The organism is Halolamina rubra, from assembly GCF_000739555.1.
GTDB classification, from domain to species: Archaea; Halobacteriota; Halobacteria; order Halobacteriales; family Haloferacaceae; genus Halolamina; species Halolamina rubra.
In genome coordinates this window covers 1-18,932 of sequence record NZ_BBJN01000045.1, presented here as the reverse complement: position 1 = coordinate 18,932, position 18,932 = coordinate 1, and the positions used below count along the sequence as shown (strand labels likewise).

The following is an 18,932-nucleotide window of genomic DNA, read 5'->3' as shown; positions in this document are numbered from 1 at the left end:
AGCCGGGCGGCGGCCGCGGTGAGTTGGAAGCCAGTCGAGTCGCCGATAGCTGTGAAAACTTCCGCTATCTCGGAGCTCCTCGATTTTCCCGGCTCGCCACGTCGACGACACTCGACGCACAGTCTTGCTCGATGAGTCCAAATCTATAAACGGCTGGGCTGCTTACCCGGAGTCGATGGCAACCGAACCTTCGGACGGACACGCCGCAGCGACCGGGGAACCGATCCACGTCGACGGCGAGGAGGCGCTCGAAAGCATCGTCGCCGAGAACGACGTGGTGCTGGCGGACTTCTACGCCGACTGGTGTGGCCCGTGTCAGATGCTCGAACCGGTCGTCGAGACGCTGGCCGAGGAAACCGAGGCCGCCGTCGCCAAGGTCGACGTGGACGCGAACCAGATGCTGGCGAACGCCTACGGCGTCCGCGGCGTCCCCACGCTCGTCCTGTTCGCCGACGGCGAGCAGGTCGAGGAGATCGTCGGCGTCCAGGGCGAGGACCGCCTGCGCTCGCTGATCGAGAGCTACGCGAACTAGGCGGTCGGGTTCTCCACTCCGGATTCTCCACTCCGGATTCTCCACTCGTTCGACGCCCCCAGCGACCGCGTCGCCGTGTCGCTACCGGCCGAGCTCCTCGTTCGCGGCGTCGACGGCCGCCGAGGTTTCTACGTCGACGCCGACCGACTCGAACGCCTCGCCGATCGTCCGGATCCCGCGGCGCAGCTGGTCGTCGGTGATGTTCCCCATGTTGCTCACTCGGAAAATCTCGCCGCCGAGGTGGGCCTGGCCGCCCGAGATCGAGACGCCGCGGTCCGCGACGGCGTCGAAGAAGGCGTCGCTGTCGTCGCCGCGAGCGCCCGCCGGGAGTTCGATCGCGGTGAGCGTGTTCGAGTAGTCCGTCGCTTCGTTCAGCTCCGGGAACGACTCGAGCCCCATCGCCCACATCGCCTCGCGGAACGCGGTCGACTGCCGGCGGTGGCGCGCGATCCGGTCGGGCATCCCCTCCGCTTCGATCTCCTCGACGGCGACCGCGAGCCCGCGGAACAGCGGCACCGCGCTGGTGAAGGGCGTCTGGTGCTGGCCCGCCTTCCGGCTGTGCCAGTCCAGGTCCTCGTAGAACGGTGCGGACTCGCCGTCGACGTGGGCATCGACGCCGTCGGCGACGTACAGCGCGGAGACGCCCGGCGGCGCCGCGAGCGCCTTCTGGCCGTCCGTGACCGCGACGTCGACGCCCCAGTCGTCGATCCGGAACGCGTCCCCACCGATCGAGGTGACGCCGTCGACGACGAAGCGGGCGTCGTGGTCGGCGGCGATCTCGCCGATCTCCTCCACGGGGTTCAGGAGCCCAGTGCTGGTCTCGTTGTGGACGACGGTGACGACTTCCGTCTCGTCGCTCACGGCGTCGGCGACGGTGTCGAGGTCGATCGGTTGCCCCCAGTCGAACTCGACCGGCGTCACCTCGCAGTGGCGCTCGGCGATGCGCTTGAACCGCCGGCCGAACTTCCCGTTGACGACTGCGACGAGTTCGTCGTCCGCGTCGACGAGGTTCGCGACGGCGGCCTCCATCCCCATCGTCGCCGTGCCGTTGAGGATCAGCGCCTCGCCGCCGCGCGCGGTCCGCTCGCCGTCGAGGCTCGACCGCTCGAACACGTACTCGAGCCCGTCCTGTGCGCGCTCGTACACCGCCTCGAACGCGGCCGAGCGGTGGGAGACCATCGGTTCGCTCATCGCCTCGCGCGCCGCCTCGCTCATCGGTACCGGGCCGGGGTTGAGAAGTAGGAACTCGTCTCGCATGTGTGAGCGTCCGCCCCAGGCGTGTTAAGCCCCTCGTTCGTGTGGTGGGGACTCACACGCCATCGCCCCGGCGATAGAGCGAAACGTGCTCGGGCCGTACGCTCGGGCATGACCGTAGTCGCGTTCCTCTCCGTCGCACCGGCGACCGACGAGTCGATGGGCGCCGAGGTCGCGAAGGCCGTCGCCGCCCTCGACGAGTTCGACGTGTCCTACGAGACGACGCCGATGGGGACCACCATCGAGGCCGACGAGATCGGCGAGCTCTTCGCCGCCGCGCAGGCCGCCCACGAGGCCGTCGACGGCGACCGTGTGGGCACGTTCCTGAAGATCGACGACAAGCGGACGAGCGACGCCGACGCCGCGTCGAAAGTCGAGTCGGTGGAGGCCGCGCTGGGTCGGGAGGCGAAGCGGGAGCGCTGAGGCGTCGTCGACGCGTCGACGCCCGTACCGGACTGAAAACCCTTTACGCGGGGCGGCGGGAGTACGCCCATGGAGAGTATCAACCGGATGGCGGTCGAGCTGGTCGACGAGGCGCTCGACTTCGCCGACGAGCTCAACGTCACGCCGTACGAACTCGACTCGGGCGCGACCGTGCTCGACTTCGGCGTCGAGGTCGACGGCGGCGTCGAGGCGGGCGTGCTGCTGGCGGAGATCCAGACCGCGGGGCTGGCGACGATCACGACCCGGACCGGCCGAGTCGACGGCGCGCCCGTCCCGCACGTCGAACTGTCGACCGACCACCCCGGCGTCGCGCTGCTCTGCTCGCAGAAGGCGGGCTGGGAGCTCGAGTTCGAGTTCTACGACGGCCTCGGCTCCGGGCCGGCCCGGGCGCTGGTCGGCCAGGAGACCGAGTTCGAGGCGGTCGGCTACTACGACGAGTTCGACCTGACCGTCCTCGCCGTCGAGAGCATCGACCTCCCGGACGAGCGCGTCGTCGAGCACGTCGCCGACCTCGCCGGCATCGAGGAGAGCGGCGTGTTCCTGCCGACGTTCGCGCTGGGGTCGATCTCCGGCAGCGTCGCCGCGGGCGCCCGCGCCCCGGAGTCGGCGGTCTGGCAGCTGTTCGAGGCCGGCTACGAGCCCGACGACGTGCTCTCGGTCTCCGGCAGCGCGCCAGTCGCGCCGGTCGGCTACGACGAGAGCGAGGCGATGGCCCGCACCAACGACGCGCTGGCCTACGGCGGCGAGGTCCACCTCACCGTCGCCCGCGCCGACGAGGACGCGTTCGCGGCGATCCCCTCGACCGCCGGCGCGGAGTTCGGCGAGCCGTTCGCGGAGATCTTCGACGCTCACGACTGGGACTTCGAGGCGCTGCCGGAGTCGGTGTTCGGCCCCGCGGCCGTCACCGTCGACGTGGTCGACGGCCCGACGTACCGCTTCGGCGAGCGCGACGAGGCGCTGCTGGCGGAGAGCTTCGGCTTCTGAGGCATGCGGCTCAAACCGCTCCCCGAACCGCCGGGCGACCTCGGCGACGGCCGGACCGTCTTCGATGCCGTCGCGGACGCGCAGTCCGCGGTCCCGCTGGTCCCGGGCAGCGAGAACGACTGCTGTGCGCGCCTGATGCGCCGGGAGGGGTACGAGAGCCGCGACGTGGCCCGGTCGTGGCTCACGTTCCTCCGCGCGCTGGAGCTGGCCGAAGAGACCGACGACGGGTTCAAGCGAACCGACCGCGAGCCGACTCCCGAGAACGTCCGCGCGTCGTTCCGCGAGCGCGTGTTCGGCGCCCGGGAGACCCTCGACGTGCTCGAGGCGGCCGACGAGCCGCTCGGCGCCGAGGCGGCGTTCGAGCGCCTGCGCGAGACGGTTCCGGGCTGGGAGCGCCACCGCAGGCGGTCGTGGGTCGACCACTGGCAGGATCGAACCGAACGGCTGCTCGACTGGCTGGTGCTGCTCGATCTCGCCGACCGCGTGGACGGCGGCTACGTCGCGAGCGACTAGGGCGCCGGCGCGTCGACGGCCTCCCGGCCGAGCACGAGCGCGCGGGCCGCGGTGCCGCCGAGGTACGTCGCGGCCGCGCCGCCGCCGACGGTGAGCATCGTCCCCATCTCGACCGTGAGCAGCAGCGCCACGGCGCCGACGCCGACGGCGGTGCCGATCGCCGCCTCCGCCAGCGTCAGCAGCGCCCGTGTCCGGAGCCGCTCTACGCGGGCCAGCGCCGGATACGCGCCCGCGAGCAGCAGCGGCATGCCGACGCCCAGTCCGACGACGACGGCGTACGGTTCGGCGCCGACGACCCCCCGGCCCCCCAGCAGGAGTTGGGCGACCGCCGTCACGCTCGCCGTGAGCAGGACGCCGCCGCCGAACAGGCCCAGCCGTCGCTTCGCGGTCGACTCCATTCGGTTCCGAGGAGGCCGGCCGGCGCGAAAAGGGTTCGGGCCCAACTCAGTTCGGGTCGATCGACCGGACGGTGCCGACGCCCTTGCTCTGCCCCTCGCGGAACACGAACCGCTGGCCCTCCTCGATCAGGTACGGGCGGAACTTGAACCGGATCGTCGTCCGGCCGTTGTCGCCCGGGAGCAGTCGGCCGCCCTCGGGCGAGAAGATCGCGGCCTCGCTGAGCGTCTCGAGGTGGACGACCGGCTCGTACCCCTCGCCGATCTTCGTCGGGTGGTTCAGCACGACCACCTCGGCCTCGAACTCGCGGACCGGTTCGGGGTCGGCGTCGCGGGGGAGCAACGCCATCCCGCGTTCGATCTCGCTCTCCTCGACGCCCTTCAGCGCGATCCCGACGATCTGCCCCGCGCTGGCCTGGTCGACCCGGTGGTAGTGCATCTCGATCGAACGCACCTCCACCTCGCGGAAGCTCCCGTCGGCCATCGGGCCGAGCAGGAGTTCGTCGCCGGCCTCGACGGTGCCGGCGTTGACCGTGCCGGAGGCGACGGCGCCGACGCCGGTGACGCTGTAGGAGCGGTCGACGTACATCCGGAACGGCGCGTCGGCGTCGGACTCGCGCTTGGGGAGCGCCTCGAACAGCGTGTCGAGCTCGTCGAGGCCGGCGCCCGAGACCGCGCTGGTCCGCAGGATCGGCACCGTCTGCCCGATCTCCTCGATCGCGGCGTCGACGCCGTGGCGCGCGACGGGGAGCGGCGTCTCCCCCACCTCGCGCAGCATCGCCTCGACCTCGTCCTCGACTGCCTCCACGCGCTCATCGCTCACGGCGTCGACTTTCGTGATAGCGACCATCGTCGGCAGCTCGGTCGCGAGCAGGATCCCGAGATGTTCGCGGGTCGTCTTCGTCGGGCCGTCGTCGGCCGCGACCGCGAGCAGGCCGTAGTCGAGCTTCTGCCCGACGATCCCGCGGATCGTCGTCCGGAGCCACGGCTCGTGGCCGACGGTGTCGACGAAGCTGACGAGTCGGTCGGCCTCCTGCACCACCCGGGCGCGGTCGCTCTTGCGGTCCGGGTTGTCCATCCGGACCGCCCCCTCGTCGTCCTCGAAGCCGTAGACGGCGTAGGAGAGGTCGGCGGAGAGCCCGCGCTCGACCTCGTGTGGCTGCACGTCGAGGAACGATCTGGTGCCGCCCTGGCCGTCGTCGCGCTCGCCGGTGACGAGCGTGCCCACGAGCGTGGACTTCCCGTGGTCGACGTGGCCCGCGGTGCCGACGACGACGTGTTCGTCGTCCTCGTCCTGTTCGAGCATCGCGCCCTCGCGGAGGGTGGCGACGCCGACGAGTCCCTCCCCGGCGTCGCCCTGGATCCCCCACGTCTCCACGTCCTCGATGTGGGCGTCGGCCTCCTCTGCCAGCAGGGAGAGCACGTCCATCGACTCCGAGAACGCCTCGGGGGAGATGCCCGCGATCGCGCCGTCGTCGTCGACGCCGACGACGTACGTCGCCTCGCCGTCGCCCGAGAGCACGCGGTGGCGGAGCTGGGCGGCCAGCGACTCCATCCGACCGTCCGCCAGGTGGGTGTCGCGGGTGAGCCGCGTCTTGAACTCGATCGGGCCGCCCTCCTCCTCGCCGCGCTCCAGGGCCCGACGGAGCGGGGCCCGGTCTGCGCTCATGGGGCGGGGTAGGCGCCGCGGCCGATATATGCCTTTTCGTGTCGTGTCTCACCATGCCACGGTCGAACCGACCGTACGGTTCCCCGTCGAACCCCGTAACCGCTCCATAACTAACCCCGCCTCGGCTGATTGTCGCGTCGATGCCGAACCGATCACTCGACAGAACCGGGAGCCGCCTCGCCGCCGTCGAGGTACCGTAGGGGATGCAGGCAGTCGCCTCCGCCGTCGACGACCGGCTCAGAGCCGTCGGCCAGCGGCTCGTCGACCGTCACCCCCGCTGGGAGTCGGCGCTGCTGCGGGCCCGGGACGGCTACGCGCGGGCGACCGTCCGGCTCAGGTGGCTCGCGAACCGACTGCGGTACGCCGCGCCGCCGGCGCCGTACCGGCTCGTCAACGTCGATCCCGCGGCGATCGAGCGCGTCGGGCCGGTCGCGAGCCCGAAGTTCAAACACGCCGGCGCGGTCGTCGGCGGCGACTGGGACCGCGGCGGCGACCCCTTCGCGGAGATGGACGTGTTCCGCGCCTACGAGCGCCACTTCGAGCAGGGCGTCCCGTGGCAGGCGACCGCGTTCTACGACCGCGTCGTCGGCCAGATCGAGGCCGGCAGCCCGCAGTGGGGCTGTCGGACCCGGCGGGAGTTCGACGCGCGCTGCGACCAGCTCGACGAACTGTACGAACGCATCGACGAGGACGGCTACCGAACCCAGGAGGAGCTACACGCCGGCGCGGCGAGCGACCCGATCGAGGGCAACGGTCGAAGTCGGCGCGCCCTGAAGACCGAGCGGTTCAAACACGAGATCGCGGTCCACGTCGGCCGCGACGGCGACCTGCTGTTCGCCGACGGGCGGAACCGGCTCTCGATCGCGAAGCTGCTCGACCTCGACGCCGTCCCGGTTCGGGTGCTCCGCCGGCACCGACGCTGGCAGGCGGTCCGGGACGCCTGGGTGCGCGGCGACCCCGTGCCGGCGGCGCATCGCGACCACCCGGACCTCGCGGGGCTGGAACGCGGCGATCGGTGATCTGTGGAGTGAGCCCACCCCTCCCCAGGGGAAGGGGTTATGGCTGTCGGCGTACAACCGGGTAACAGATGTCCACCGATATCGAGGATGCCGGCGCGGCCCGGGAGAGTCAGGCCGACAACGTCTGCCCGGTCGTCGACGCCGTCGAACAGATCGGCTCCCAGTGGCGCCTCGTCGTGCTCCACGACCTGACCGAGGGGGAGAAGCGGTTCAACGAGCTCAAGCGGTCGACGGAGGCCAACGCCCGCACGCTCTCGCGCGTGCTCGACGACCTGCAGGAGTCCGGGTTCGTCGAACGCCGTCTCGAGGAGGACGCTCCCGTCGCGACGTACTACTCGCTGACCGGGAAAGGCGAGTCGCTGGCGCCGGTGTTCGACGAGATCGAGTCGTGGGCCAACGAGTGGATGGAGAGCTGTCAGGCGGCGGCCGACGACTAATCCGTTCTGAGTTCGACCCGCGCCCCGTCGTCGCTGGTCGCCACGATCTCCCAGCCGTGAGCGTCGGCGATCCGCCGGACGATGCCGAGCCCGGCGCCCTGCCCGCCGTCGGTGGAGTACCCCCACGCGAACGGGTCGCCGCCGCCGAACCCGGGGCCGTCGTCGACGACGGCGAAGCCGGCGTCGGTGTCGGTCACCCGGACGCTCACGCCCGCGTCGTCGGTGCTGCCGTGCTCGACGCTGTTGCGGATCAGGTTCTCGAGCAGCAGCGTCACCAGCTCCGGGTCGCCCGCCACGCTCCCGTCGGCGTCGACGCTGACCGACGCCTCGGGCGCCCGGACGCGTTCGGCGGCGTCCTCGGCGGCCGACCCCAGGTCGACCGGTTCGGGGTCGTCCACGTCGCCGGCGGCGATGGCCTCGGCCTCGTCGGCCAGCCCCTCCAGCCGGTCCAGCGCGTTCCGTACCTGATCGACCGTCGGCCCCTCGAGCGAGTCCACGGCCAGTCGGGCCGCACTCAGGTGGTTCCGGAGCTCGTGGGACACCGTCTCGCCGTAGGACGCCAGCGGATCGTGTTCGACCGCCGGCTCCGCCGCGGTCGCCGACGCCGCGAGCAGCCGCTGGCGGATCACCGACGCCGCCGCCTCGGCGCCCGCGGGCGCCTGCTCGACGCCCGGCGGGAGCTGTCGGGCTTTCGACCCCCACGAACACCCCCCGGAACCTGCCGCCCCCGGCGCGCGGCGGCGCCGAACACGTCGCCGGGGCGCCACTCGCCGCCGTCGACGACGACGAGCAGGTCGACCGCCACGGCGTCGAGCGTCGCGAGCGCCTCGGGGGCTGACGCCGCCCGCGTCGCGTCGACGCCGCCGGCCGCGAGCGTGCGCACGAGCGCCGCCGCTCTGTCGCCGTTCCCGAGAACGAGAACGCGACGGTCGGCGAGCGACGACTCGTGAGTCCGCGTCACACGGCCCTGTTCGACCCCATCCGGAATAAACGCTCGCTCTGGATCCGAGATCTGATAGCTGAATCGTGCAGTGTGTTCACGCGGCTGCGGAAGCGGTTTCACGGATGGCTCGCGATACCCCGTCGTGGACGAACGCCGATCGACGGTCCGGGCGGGCTACGACGCGATCGCGGCGACGTACGACGACCAGCGGACGGCGGACCCGGCAAACAACGAAGGGCTCGTGGCTCTCCGGGAGTCGCTGCCGGCGCGCCCACGGGTGCTGGATCTCGGCTGTGGCGCCGGCGCGGGGCCGCTCCAGTTCCTCCCTGACGAGCGCGCGGTCGGGCTGGACTTCTCGGGCGAACAGCTCCGGATCGCACGGGACCGCGTCGACGCCGACCTCGTCGCGGGGGAGCTGACCGCGCTCCCGTTCGCGGCCGACAGCTTCGACGCCGTCACCGCGTTCTACGCCGTGATCCACCTGCCGATCGACGCCCACGCCGACTGCTACGCCGAGGTCGCCCGGGTGCTGGAACCCGGCGGCGAGTTCCTGTTCAGCATCGGCGACGACTGGGCCGGCGAGAACGACGACTGGCTCGACAGCGGCGAGCGGATGGCCTGGTCGTTCCCGCCGCTCTCGGAGACCGAACGGCTGCTGGAGGCGGCGGGACTCCCCGTGGTCGAGCGCTACGGCGTCGAGAGCCGGATGGACGACGCCGAGTGGCCGTTCCTCCGCTGTCGACGCGAGGGCTGACCCGTCGACGGCGTCCGGCCGTCCCGGCGCTGCCGGTTCCTTTTTACTGCCAGACCCGCTACGTCGCGTATGGCCCAGTGTGAGATGTGCGGCGCGGAGAAGTCCTCGCTCACCACGACGAAAGTCGAGGGCGCGGAACTCGAACTCTGCGACGACTGCAAGGATTTCGGCACGGAGGTCAAAACCGAGTCGAGTTCGACGACCTCGACGAAGTACTCCACCTCCTCCTCCGACGGGAGCTCGTCGTCATCCTCGAGCGGCGGAACCAGCTCCGGCGGCGGTGGCGGCCGCCGTCGCGACATGTTCGACCAGATGGACGAGATCGCGGGCGACTACGACGAGCAGATCCGGAGCGCCCGCGAGCGCGAGGGGCTGAGCCGAGAGGATCTCGCGAAAGAGCTCAACGAGAAGGCCTCCCTCATCGGCAAGCTCGAACGCGGGGACATCCTCCCGAGCGACGACGTGCGCGCCAAGCTCGAGAAGCGCCTCGACGTGTCGCTGGCCGAGGGGTCCGACGACGACACCTCTGACTGGGAGACCGACTCCTCGATGACCCAGACCCTCGGCGACGTGGTCGAGCGGAAGGGCGAGTAACGACCCCGCGCCGCCCAGAACCGCCTACCTATTTGCTGGTCGGGCCCCGCCTCCCGACGTGTTCATCCTCGTCAACCTCAAAGCGTACGACTGCAACCCCGTCAGCGTCGCGAGAACCGCCGCCGAGGTGGCCGACGACACAGGCGCCCGCATCGCGGTCGCCCCGCAGGCGGCCCGCCTCGGCGCCGTCGCCGCGACGGGCGTCGAGACGTGGGCCCAGCACGTCAGCCCCGTCGACCACGGGAGCCACACCGGCAGCACCCACGCGGCCGCCGTCGAGCGCGCGGGCGCCGTCGGGACGCTGCTGAACCACTCCGAGAGACGACTCAAACTCGCCGACATCGACGCGAGCCTCGACGCCGCCGACGCGGCGAGCCTGGAGACGGTGGTCTGTGCGAACAACCCCGACCAGATCGCGGCCGCGACGGCGCTGGCCCCCGACGCGGTCGCGGTCGAACCCCCGGAACTCATCGGCGGCGACGAGTCCGTCGCGACGGCCGACCCGGGGATCGTCCGCGACGCCGTCGACGCCGCGGCCGCGGTCGACGACGGCGTCGAGGTGTTCTGTGGCGCCGGCATCGCGTCCGGCGAGGACGTTGCCGCGGCCCGTGACCTCGGCGCCGACGGCGTGCTCCTCGCCTCGGGCGTCGCGCTCGCCGACGACCCCGAGGCGGTGCTGCGGGATCTCGTCGATCCGCTCTAAGTACGAGTCGGACAGCGTGTGAGGTCTCTTCGTTTGAAAGTCATCCGGAACAGCCGGTGAGTGGGTTGTGTATCTTTCAAATATAGTCCAACGAATACTCTCACGTCAATTTACAGTGTTAATGAGGACAAACCCAAATACTGCGAATCCAACTGCCAACAGCGCCATCCCAATCCAGATTAGCGTTGGCAAATCGAACGTCAAGAGCAACGAGACTATCATTAGAAACGCGCTGACACTCAAAACTGTAATTAGGCCAATACTAAAGTTTGCCAGCTTTTTCTGCCTTTGTCTCTTATCCTTGGCTTCTGCCGGGCTTTCGTTTTTCTCCGGAGTGAGTCCAACTATCACGAATCTTGTAGTCAGTACTACGACTGGAAGAAATAAACCAATCACCTGTAATGAACCCATCACAACAGACAATATAAGACTATCCGAGGCCATCTAAATAGAGTGTTATCTCAACCACATTCAACCTTTTCCTGAACATTGACAAGTGAATACTCTGAATGTAGCATCCGCAAGCGAAGCGAACGGTTCTGCGGTCCTGACCGACGGTAGCTACGGCTTTTTGGAATCGACGGGTTTTGCTGGGGAGTTGAGGCGAGCGTCACCGACGCTCGCCGATGCTTCGGGAAACGAGGTTGAGGTTCAGTCCTGGCGCTCCGCGATCACGTAGTGGTCCTCGCCCTGCTCGACCAGCGTGCCGCCGTCCCGGAGCGTGACGACGTAACCGGTCGGCGTGTGCTCGATCTCGTGGCGCGGGCGCACCCGGACGAGGTTCCCGATGAACTGCGCCGACGGCGGCTTCTGGGCGGCGCCGCAGTCGTAAACGGTCACCAGCTCGTCGCCGGCGTCGGCCTCGTACACCACCAGCCGCGCGTGGAGATCGAGCCGCCAGCGCCCCGGCTCCGTCTCGGGGAGGGCGCGCATCAGTCCAGCCCGGCCGCGCGCTCGATGGCGTCGACGGCGTCGCCGACCGTCCGACCGTCGGCGTCGCCCTGGAACGCCTCGGCGACGAGGTCGGGCAGCGCGTAGCGGTACCGCCCGGCGCCGTCGTGTTCGATCACGCCGGCCTTCCGCAGCGTGCGGTTGCGCGCGTAGGCGTACTGGCGCTCGCCCGACCCGCCGGCGGCGACGTGGGCGTCGACGGGCGCCGCGTCGCCGGCCGCGCGGTAGTGGGCCAGCATTCCCCGGGTCACGTCGTCCAGCGCCTCGATCCCCTCGACGAACGCGTCGATCACCGCGTCCGCGTCGCGCCGCTCCACCCGGCGGACGAGTCGACTGAGCCGCTCCCCCCTGTCGGCGGTCGGGTCCGGGGGCGTCTCCGCCGCAGCGGCGTCGTCGGCATCGGCGGCCGAGTAGTCGGTGTCGGCTCCAGATTCGTCGGTCCCCGCCGCCGCCTCCTGCTCGGCCGTCGGCACCCGAGCCGACAGCGCGTCGGTGCTGCTCCCGAGCGAGCCGCCCGTCAGGTCCGAGCCGGCCTCCATCGTCACGCCGGTCGGTTCGTCCGGGTCGAGCGCCGGCTCCACCGTCGGCGGGTCGCGGCGCTTCGAGGAGGCCGTCCGGACGGGTGCGAGCCCGGAATCGTCGGCGTCGGCGGTCGTCGACGGCCCGGAGCCGGTCGAACCGGCGCGCTGGCGACTGGCCGTCGCCTCGCGCGCAGGCGTCTCACCGTCGCGGTCGTCGCGGGGAGTCGCTTCGCTCGTCTCCCGGAGCGGGTCCGTCGCCGGCTCCCAGTCGCCGGCCGATCGCCGCTCGGTCTCGCCGTAGTCGTCGGCGCTCGCCGTCCCCTCGTCGGTCCCCGCCGCCGCCTCCTCGGGGTCGAGGTAGCGGCGGTCGAGCTCGGCCTCGAGGCGCTCGATGCGGTCGGTCTTCGCGTCGAGCTCCGCCCGGAGCGCCGCGAACGAGTCGATCAGCGGGAGCGAGACGGCTTGCCCGTCGTCGCCGTAATCGTCGTGGTCGGTGTCGTCGGTCATGGTGGTGGCGTCGCCGCCCCGGCTCGCGCCGGGGAACGGCGTGAGCGACCGTGTCGGTCGCCGGAGTCGTCGTATCAGACCCACCGCGGCCACATAGGGTTTCCGCCGGGCTACTCGAACTCCTCGAGGGAGAACTGCCCCGAGCGGTCCTCGCCCGTCGCTGGCTGGCCGGGTGGGTCCGTGGACTGCTCCTCGGCGGCGTCCCCGTCGTCGTCGCTGCCGTCGGCGACACCCTCGGTCCGCGGTTCCTGCCCGTCGAACCCGTCGAGGCTCGCCTGCTCGCCCGCGGTGAAGCTCAGCTTCGACACCCGGACGCCGAGCTTCCGGACCGACTCGCCCTCGAACTCCTTGAGCAGCGAGAGCGCGACCTCCTCGACGAGCTCCGGCTCGTCGACGGGGCCCGAGAGCGACTCGGCGCGCGTGTTCACGTCGTACGGCGTCGTGACGACCTTGATGCCGATGGTTCGGTAGAGGGCGTCCTTCGACCGGGCGCGTTCCGCGACCGCGGCCGCGAGCGCGCGGACCTTCTCCCGCATCGCCGCCTCGTCGCTGGTCGCCTCGCTGAACGACGACTCCCGCGAGAGGCTCTTGGGTAGTCCGGTCGGGGTGACCTCGCGGTCGTCGACGCCCCGGGCGCGGTCGTACAGCTCGCGCCCACGGTCGCCGAACCGGTCCTGCAGGGTCGCGGGGTCGGCCGACGCCAGGTCGCCCGCGGTCTCGATCCCCATCTCGCGGAGGTTGCCCGCCTGACGGGGCCGACGCCGTGGATCTCCTCGATCGGGAGGGGGGCGAGGAACTCTGCGACGTCGCCGGGCGGGACGACAGTCAGCCCGTCCGGTTTGTCGTGGTCGCTGGCGACCTTCGCCGCGGCCATGTTCGGCGCGACGCCGACGCTCGCGGGCACGCCCACCTCGCGGGCGATGCGCTCGCGGACGTGCCGGGCGAACCCCTCCGCCAGTGTGCGCTGCTCGGCGGCGCCGGAGGCGCGGGTGGCGTCGTCGACGGCTTCCCACGACGTGCGGTCGGTCACGTCGAGGTACGCCTCGTCGATGCTCACCTCCCGCACCGTGTCGGCGCAGTCGTGGAGGATCGCCTTCACCTCGCTGGCGACCGACTGGTAGAACTCCATGTCCACGGGTCGGTAGTGGCCGCGCTCGTCGTCGGCCGAGCCGAGATCCGGGCGCTCGACCGGCGGCAGTCGGTCGACGGCCTGGGAGATCGGCTGGGCGGAGTCGACGCCGTACTCCCGGGCCTCGTAGGAGGCGGTGGCGACGGCGCCGATGGTCTCGCCCGCCTCGTACCCCATGCCGACGACGACCGGCTCGCCGCGGAGCTCGGGCTCCCGCAGGCGTTCGCAGCTGGCGTAGAAGCAGTCCATGTCGACGTGGAGCACCACCCTGTCGGGCGACTCGTCGTCGCCGGTCCCCGGGAGGGTGCTCCCGCTCATGGGCTAGCGTCTGGGCGGGACGGAGAAGAGCGTTTCCCGAGCGCGGCGGAACTGGAACCGGTGCGGCGTCGGACCGGCCGCGAGCTACTTCAGCCGCTCCTGCAGGAACGTGGGGTGGGCGGCGGTGATGCCGTCGATATCGAGCACTTCCTCGTTGATCACGTCGCCGAGCGAGTCGCCGTCCTCGGCCCGGATCTCCGCCATCAGCATGTGGTCGCCCGAGGAGCTGTACAGCGACTCGACCGCGTCGAGTCGCTTGAGCGCGTTCGTGGCGTCGACGTACTGCTCGCTGTCGACGTCCATCCCGACCAGCGCGATCGACTGGCCGGTGAGCTTCTTGGGGTCGACCTCGGCGGAGTAGCCCACGATGACCCCCTCGTCCTCGAGCTGGCGGACGTACTTCCGGACCGTCGGCTTCGAGACGTCGGCGCGCTCGGCGATCTCGGAGACCGACGCCTGCGCGTCCGCCTCCAGGATCTGTAGGATCCGATCTTCCGTGGCCGACGTAGTCATGGAAGCTGCTTCGGTGCCGGAGGAAAAATGCCTTGCGAAGCGGAAAGCGATAGTCGAGCGGAACGAACCGCCGGTAGCAGCGTGCTACCGGGCCGCGCTGCTCACTTGTGGTCGTCGATGAACATGTCCGCGGAGCGCTCCCAGTCGTAGTCGTCGTCGAAGTAGCGCTCGGCCAGCGGCTCGTCGGGCATCTCGCCGATGTTCTGCTTCTCCTGCTGGTAGGACGGGCGACCCTCGTCGACGTAGTACTTCCCGGTGAGGACTTTCCCCTCGTGGAGCGACTCTTCGGTCTCTCGCATCATCGCCGCCGCCTCGTCCCGGTTCGTCGGGTCGAACTCGTAGTCGTCGTTCTCGTTCACGTCGATGTACGGGACGTACTGCTTCGCGTCCTTGTTCCAGGTCGGACACTGGGTCAGGAAGTCGATGTGCGCGAACCCGTCGTGCTCGATCGCCTCCTTGATCAGCTCCTTCGCCTGGTTGGGGTTGACCGCGGCCGTCCGCGCCACGAACGACGCGCCCGCGTTGAGCGCCATCGAGAGCGGTCGGATCGGCTCCTTCGCCGAGCCGTGGGGCTGGGTCTTCGACTTGTGGCCCTTCGGGGAGGTGGGCGAGGTCTGGCCCTTGGTGAGGCCGAAGATCTCGTTGTTGAACACGATGTAGGTGAAGTCGTGGTTCTCCCGGGCGGTGTGCATGAAGTGGTTCCCGCCGATCCCGTAGCCGTCGCCGTCGCCGCCGGCGGCGATCACTTCCAGCCCGGGGTTGGCGAGCTTCGCGGCTCGCGCCACGGGCAGTGCGCGCCCGTGGATCGTGTGGAACCCGTAGCTGTTGAAGTAGGAGTTCAGCTTCCCCGAGCAGCCGATCCCCGTCACCGTCAGGGTCTCGTCGGGCGTGCGCCCGGCCTCGGGCAGGGCGCCTTTCAGCGCCTTGAGGACGCCGAAGTCGCCACAGCCCGGACACCACGTCGGCTGGGGCTCGATGCCCGGCGTGTACTCGTCCTGTTCGATCTCGCGTTCTTCGCCGATTGCGCTGAATGCACTCATAGGTCAGTCACCTGCCGCGGGTACGAACGTCGTCTGGTGGTCAGTCGTCTCCTCGCCGTCGACCGTGTTGTGGAACCCCTCGACGATCTCGCCGGGTTCGAACGGGTTGCCGTTGTACTTGAGCAGGCTCGACAGCTTCGGGCCGTACTCGCCCAGCTGTTTCTGGGTCAGCCCGCGGAACTGGGCCGAGGCGTTCATCTCGACGACCATCACGCGGTCGACGCTCTCGATGAACTCCCGCACCTCCCCCTCCGGGAACGGTGCGAGCTCGCCGACGGCCAGCGCCTTCACGGACTCGCCGTCGTCGTTGAGCCGGTCGACCGCCTCCTCGACGGTGCCGACCATGCTGCCGAACGCGAGCACGCCGTAGTCGGCGTCCTCGGGACCGTAGTTCACGTTGAGCCCGTCCTCGTTCAGCTCCTCGCGGATCGACTCGAGCTTCCGGCTGCGCCGGTCGACCTGCGCGACCCGGTTGTCCGGGTCCTCGCTGATGTGGCCGGCCTCGTTGTGCTCGTTGCCGGAGGCGAGGAAGCGCCCGCCCTTCTGGCCCGGCACCGAGCGCGGCGAGACGCCGTCCTCGGGTTCGTGGCGGAAGCGCTGGAACTTCCCGCCCGGCTCGTGGGGCGCCTCGGCGATCTGGTCCTCCGTGAGCGTCTGCCCGATGTCGGGGTTGGGCTCGCGGTCGAAGTGGCTCGCCGGGACGTTGCGGTACTCCCCGGAGAGCTTCTGGTCGTAGAGGATGATCGTCGGGATCTGGTACTCGTAGGCGATCTGGAACGCCCGTCGCGCGTGGTCGTACGCCTCCGCGGGGTCCGCGGGGGCGAACACGACGCGGTTCGAGTCGCCCTGTGAGGTGTACAGGACGTGCTCCAGGTCGGCCTGTTCGGGCTTCGTCGGCATCCCCGTCGACGGGCCGGCTCGTGCGGCTTCGAGCAGCACGATCGGCGTCTCCGACATCTCCGCCAGTCCGAGCGGCTCGGACATCAGCGCGAAGCCGCCGCCGGAGGAGCCGGACATCGCCTTCACGCCGGTGTGGGCCGCGCCGATCGCCAGCGACGCCGCGGCGATCTCGTCCTCGACCTGCTCGGAGATCCCTCCCACGTCGGGGAGCACCTTCGACATGATCGTGAACACTTCCGTCCACGGCGTCATCGGGTAGCCGGCGATGAACCGGCAGCCCTCGTCGAAGGCGCCGTAGGCGATCCCCTCGGAGCCGTTGACGAGCACCTGCTCCTCCTCGTGCTCGCCCTCGGGGCAGGAGACCTCGACGCCGCTGAGGTCGTAGTCCTCCAGCACCGCGTCGTACGCCTCGTTCAGGATCTCGAGGTTGGGTTCGAGGATCTTCTCGGGCATCGCGTCCGTCATCAGCTCCTCGATCGCCTCGACGGGGATGTCGGCGATGGCGCAGGTGGCGCCGACGCCGGCGGTGTTGCGCATCACCTCGCGGCCCTTCTCGCGGGCCAGCCCCCGGAGGTCGAGCGGGAACACGTGCCAGTCGTTCTCCTCGACGCGCTGGTCGAAGTTCGGTACCTCGTCGGCGTCGATGAGGCCGGAGTCGTAGACGATCACCCCACCCTCCCGGAGGTCGTCGAGGTTCTCCGAGAGCGGCTTGATCTCCTCGGTGCCGTAGTACGCCTCCTCCTGCGGGTTGCGCGCGAAGGAGTCACCGAGGGCCAGCAGGAAGTCGTAGCCGTCGCCCCGCGAGGTCACGCCGTCGGGCGCGGCGCGGACTTCCGTGTACGTGTGACCGCCGCGGATCCGCGACGGGTAGTGTCGGTGGGTGAACACGTCGAGCCCAGACCGCATCAACGCTTTCGCGAAGTTCTGGCTGGTCGAAGCGATCCCGTCGCCGGAACCCCCCGCGATCCGCCAGATGAGTTCGTCGTCAGTCATGAGTGGTACGGCGACCCGCGTGGGGCCGCGTCTTTATGGGTGTTCCCACGCCGAACTCAAAGCACTTGCTATGAGTTGTCGTGGAAAGATCGTGAGGAATACCCCGCGAGGCGGGAAAGAAGATTCGACCGGTCAGTGCCCGTCGTCCTGATCCGGCAGCCCCTCCAGATACCTGGCGAGCAGCAGGACGCCGGCGACGATGACGGCGCCGCCGACGGCCTGCAGCGGCTGGGCGAGCTGTGCGTTGTGCATCCCCATCTCGGTGCCGAGCTCGACGCCCACCAGCAGGACGGCGAGTCCGGCGGTCATCGCACCCGTCAGCAGGTAGGGCATCGAGGACTCGTTCTCGACCATGGCCGGAGAGGGGGCGGCGAAGCGTAAATAACGCACGGACACGTCGCCGCCGACCCGCCGCCGCGCCGCCAGCCGAATCCGAGATTCTCCACGGAATTTAAGTACGAAAGCGGTAAGAAGAACCTCACGTTTCGATGAAACTACGCTCGATCGCGCTCGCCACCCTCCTGGTGGTCGCAGGCGTGACGGTGCCGGTGGCCGCCGGCGACGACGGTCGCCCGCTCGCGGATGCGGGACTCGATCAGACCGCGACCGTCGGGGAGACGGTGTTCCTCGACGGCGGCGGCAGCCTCGACCCGGACGGCGAGATCGTCGCGTATCGCTGGTCGATCGAGACGCCGAGCGGGGAGACGATCACCCCCGTCGAGCCGGCGTCGGTGACGACCCGCTTCGTGCCCGAGGAGCCCGGACGGTACGACGTGCAGTTGACCGTGACGGGCGACGACGGGCAGGAACACAGCGACACGCTGTACGTCGACGTGGAACGCGCGCCCGATCCCGGGCCGTCGACGCCGGCCGAGACGTCGACGCCGTCGTCGACTCCCGAACCGGTACCCAACTCGGAGCCGACGCCCGAACCGGTAGCGACTCCTGAGCCGGCGTCGACGCCCGAGAGCGGGTCGAGTTCCGAGCCGACGCAGACGGCGCCGACGGGCGACGGGAGCACGTCGGCACCTGCGAACCAGCGACCGACTGGGTCGATCAACGGCCCCTCGTCGGTGGCCACGGGCTCCTCGGTGACGTACACGATCGACGCGACCGATCCGGACGGCGAGATCGTCGACCGGTGGTGGCTCCCCACGGCGCTGGCGTCGTCGCCCGCCGGACAGGGGGAGCTCCGGAGTCGAACGCGGCGGTTCACCGTCGACGGGACGCCCGGGACGACCGCGGAGGTCGCGGCGATCGTCGTCGACGACGACGGGGCGACGGCGACGCTGACGAAGCCTGTCGACGTGCGGAACGCGCACCCGAGCGCCTCGATCGAGGGCGACGGCACGGCGGTCGTCAACTCGACGAAGAGGTACCGGCTCGTCGCGTCGGACCCCGACGGGCAGATCACGTCGGTGCGTCTGGTGAGCGACGATGGGTCGGTCGAACCGACCGAGCCGATGCCGTGGCGCGGGCCGACCAGCAGCGGCGAGTGGGCACGCTCGTTCCGGTTCACGGAGATCCCCGAGGACGACGGGACGGTGACGTTCGAAGCGACCGTTCGTGACGAACACGGCGGGGTGACGCGGGTGGAGAAGGAGGTATCGGTGGCCTCAAACAAAGAATTACTTCAAAACCCAACTTCTCAAGCACCACCTCAAATACTCAGACTGGATGCATCATTTATAGATAGCCCAGAAGGGATCAACAGCAGGCAGATTCTGTTCAGTGCAGTTGCGAGTGACGATGATTCGGATCAGTTGACATTCGATTGGCGAATTGGCGACGTCGCATTGCTAAGTAACAGAGCAGGGGG

The 18,932-nt window shown here is 69.9% G+C and carries 22 protein-coding genes and 2 pseudogenes; 11 read left to right on the top strand and 13 right to left on the bottom strand.

The genetic code is table 11. The features are described 5' to 3' along the window. Nucleotides 1-175: 175 nt before the first annotated feature. Nucleotides 176-532, top strand: coding sequence for a thioredoxin (trxA, locus tag ACP95_RS12105; protein ID WP_049981455.1), 357 nt, complete (start codon nt 176-178; stop codon nt 530-532). A gap of 81 nt (nt 533-613) precedes the next feature. On the opposite strand, the gene ACP95_RS12100 is transcribed toward trxA, so the two are convergent. Further along, entirely contained in the window at nt 614-1,789 is a 1,176-nt protein-coding gene (locus tag ACP95_RS12100; protein ID WP_049981454.1) for a pyridoxal-phosphate-dependent aminotransferase family protein, read from the bottom strand. A gap of 108 nt (nt 1,790-1,897) precedes the next feature. Between ACP95_RS12100 and ACP95_RS12095 the strand changes: the two genes are divergently transcribed. The 3 genes from ACP95_RS12095 to ACP95_RS12085 all read left to right on the top strand — a co-directional run bounded on the left by ACP95_RS12095 (nt 1,898) and on the right by ACP95_RS12085 (nt 3,727). Next, entirely contained in the window at nt 1,898-2,209 is a 312-nt protein-coding gene (locus ACP95_RS12095) for an MTH1187 family thiamine-binding protein (protein ID WP_049981453.1), read from the top strand. Between the two features lie 69 nt (nt 2,210-2,278). Then, entirely contained in the window at nt 2,279-3,214 is a 936-nt protein-coding gene (gene mch, locus ACP95_RS12090) for a methenyltetrahydromethanopterin cyclohydrolase (RefSeq protein ID WP_049981452.1), read from the top strand. 3 nt (nt 3,215-3,217) lie between these two features. Further along, nucleotides 3,218-3,727: a hypothetical protein gene (locus tag ACP95_RS12085; protein ID WP_049981451.1), complete on the top strand. Its 510-nt coding sequence runs from the start codon at nt 3,218-3,220 to the stop codon at nt 3,725-3,727. On the opposite strand, the gene ACP95_RS12080 is transcribed toward ACP95_RS12085, so the two are convergent. Further along, nucleotides 3,724-4,125: a hypothetical protein gene (locus ACP95_RS12080; protein ID WP_049981450.1), complete on the bottom strand. Its 402-nt coding sequence runs from the start codon at nt 4,123-4,125 to the stop codon at nt 3,724-3,726. The two genes, ACP95_RS12085 and ACP95_RS12080, sit on opposite strands and share 4 nt — an antisense overlap. Before the next feature lie 46 nt (nt 4,126-4,171). Then, complete coding sequence (locus ACP95_RS12075; protein WP_049981449.1) at nt 4,172-5,791, bottom strand: GTPBP1 family GTP-binding protein; 1,620 nt, start codon at nt 5,789-5,791, stop codon at nt 4,172-4,174. Nucleotides 5,792-5,994: 203 nt separating this feature from the next. On the opposite strand from ACP95_RS12075, the gene ACP95_RS12070 reads away from it, so the two are divergent. Together ACP95_RS12070 and ACP95_RS12065 are read left to right on the top strand one after the other, a co-directional pair. Next, entirely contained in the window at nt 5,995-6,810 is an 816-nt protein-coding gene (locus ACP95_RS12070) for a hypothetical protein (RefSeq protein ID WP_049981448.1), read from the top strand. Between the two features lie 68 nt (nt 6,811-6,878). Beyond that, nucleotides 6,879-7,247 carry a winged helix-turn-helix transcriptional regulator gene (locus tag ACP95_RS12065; protein ID WP_049981447.1) on the top strand — a complete coding sequence of 123 codons (369 nt, stop codon included), beginning with the start codon at nt 6,879-6,881 and terminating at the stop codon, nt 7,245-7,247. Here ACP95_RS12065 and ACP95_RS15385 read toward each other — a convergent pair. Then, complete coding sequence (locus ACP95_RS15385; protein WP_049981446.1) at nt 7,244-7,876, bottom strand: sensor histidine kinase; 633 nt, start codon at nt 7,874-7,876, stop codon at nt 7,244-7,246. The genes ACP95_RS12065 and ACP95_RS15385 overlap by 4 nt on opposite strands. Continuing rightward, nucleotides 7,873-8,208 (bottom strand): hypothetical protein, encoded by a 336-nt coding sequence (locus tag ACP95_RS15885; RefSeq protein ID WP_049981445.1) that lies wholly within the window; start codon nt 8,206-8,208, stop codon nt 7,873-7,875. The genes ACP95_RS15385 and ACP95_RS15885 overlap by 4 nt, the downstream gene beginning before the upstream one ends. A gap of 124 nt (nt 8,209-8,332) precedes the next feature. On the opposite strand from ACP95_RS15885, the gene ACP95_RS12050 reads away from it, so the two are divergent. The 3 genes from ACP95_RS12050 to tpiA all read left to right on the top strand — a co-directional run bounded on the left by ACP95_RS12050 (nt 8,333) and on the right by tpiA (nt 10,241). Next, nucleotides 8,333-8,944: a class I SAM-dependent methyltransferase gene (locus ACP95_RS12050; RefSeq protein WP_049981444.1), complete on the top strand. Its 612-nt coding sequence runs from the start codon at nt 8,333-8,335 to the stop codon at nt 8,942-8,944. Nucleotides 8,945-9,013: 69 nt separating this feature from the next. Beyond that, entirely contained in the window at nt 9,014-9,538 is a 525-nt protein-coding gene (locus ACP95_RS12045; RefSeq protein WP_049981443.1) for a multiprotein bridging factor aMBF1, read from the top strand. Nucleotides 9,539-9,596: 58 nt separating this feature from the next. Then, entirely contained in the window at nt 9,597-10,241 is a 645-nt protein-coding gene (gene tpiA / locus ACP95_RS12040; protein WP_049981442.1) for a triose-phosphate isomerase, read from the top strand. 105 nt (nt 10,242-10,346) lie between these two features. Here tpiA and ACP95_RS15810 read toward each other — a convergent pair whose 3' ends face one another. The 8 genes and pseudogenes from ACP95_RS15810 to ACP95_RS12005 form a co-directional block, all read right to left on the bottom strand. Further along, entirely contained in the window at nt 10,347-10,685 is a 339-nt protein-coding gene (locus tag ACP95_RS15810) for a hypothetical protein (RefSeq protein ID WP_154018539.1), read from the bottom strand. Nucleotides 10,686-10,892: 207 nt separating this feature from the next. Continuing rightward, nucleotides 10,893-11,174 carry a hypothetical protein gene (locus ACP95_RS12035; protein ID WP_049981441.1) on the bottom strand — a complete coding sequence of 94 codons (282 nt, stop codon included), beginning with the start codon at nt 11,172-11,174 and terminating at the stop codon, nt 10,893-10,895. Next, the gene (locus tag ACP95_RS12030) at nt 11,174-12,220 is read right to left on the bottom strand and encodes a hypothetical protein (protein WP_049981440.1); all 1,047 of its coding nucleotides are present in this window, start codon (nt 12,218-12,220) and stop codon (nt 11,174-11,176) included. The genes ACP95_RS12035 and ACP95_RS12030 overlap by 1 nt, the downstream gene beginning before the upstream one ends. A 110-nt stretch (nt 12,221-12,330) precedes the next feature. After that, a pseudogene (dinB, locus tag ACP95_RS12025) lies at nt 12,331-13,667 on the bottom strand (DNA polymerase IV). A gap of 84 nt (nt 13,668-13,751) precedes the next feature. Next, the gene (gene lrpA1, locus ACP95_RS12020) at nt 13,752-14,180 is read right to left on the bottom strand and encodes an HTH-type transcriptional regulator LrpA1 (RefSeq protein ID WP_049981439.1); all 429 of its coding nucleotides are present in this window, start codon (nt 14,178-14,180) and stop codon (nt 13,752-13,754) included. Nucleotides 14,181-14,281: 101 nt separating this feature from the next. Further along, nucleotides 14,282-15,220, bottom strand: coding sequence for a thiamine pyrophosphate-dependent enzyme (locus ACP95_RS12015; protein WP_049981438.1), 939 nt, complete (start codon nt 15,218-15,220; stop codon nt 14,282-14,284). Nucleotides 15,221-15,223: 3 nt separating this feature from the next. After that, entirely contained in the window at nt 15,224-17,113 is a 1,890-nt protein-coding gene (locus ACP95_RS12010) for a 2-oxoacid:acceptor oxidoreductase subunit alpha (protein WP_049981437.1), read from the bottom strand. Between the two features lie 132 nt (nt 17,114-17,245). Next, complete coding sequence (locus tag ACP95_RS12005; RefSeq protein WP_049981436.1) at nt 17,246-17,467, bottom strand: hypothetical protein; 222 nt, start codon at nt 17,465-17,467, stop codon at nt 17,246-17,248. A 134-nt stretch (nt 17,468-17,601) separates the two neighbouring features. Between ACP95_RS12005 and ACP95_RS16650 the strand changes: the two are divergent. Both ACP95_RS16650 and ACP95_RS15800 read left to right on the top strand, forming a co-directional pair. Next, a pseudogene (locus ACP95_RS16650) lies at nt 17,602-17,889 on the top strand (PKD domain-containing protein); the annotation flags it as partial. A gap of 315 nt (nt 17,890-18,204) precedes the next feature. Further along, the coding region (locus ACP95_RS15800; protein ID WP_154018537.1) for a hypothetical protein at nt 18,205-18,932 on the top strand (728 nt) is incomplete at its 3' end.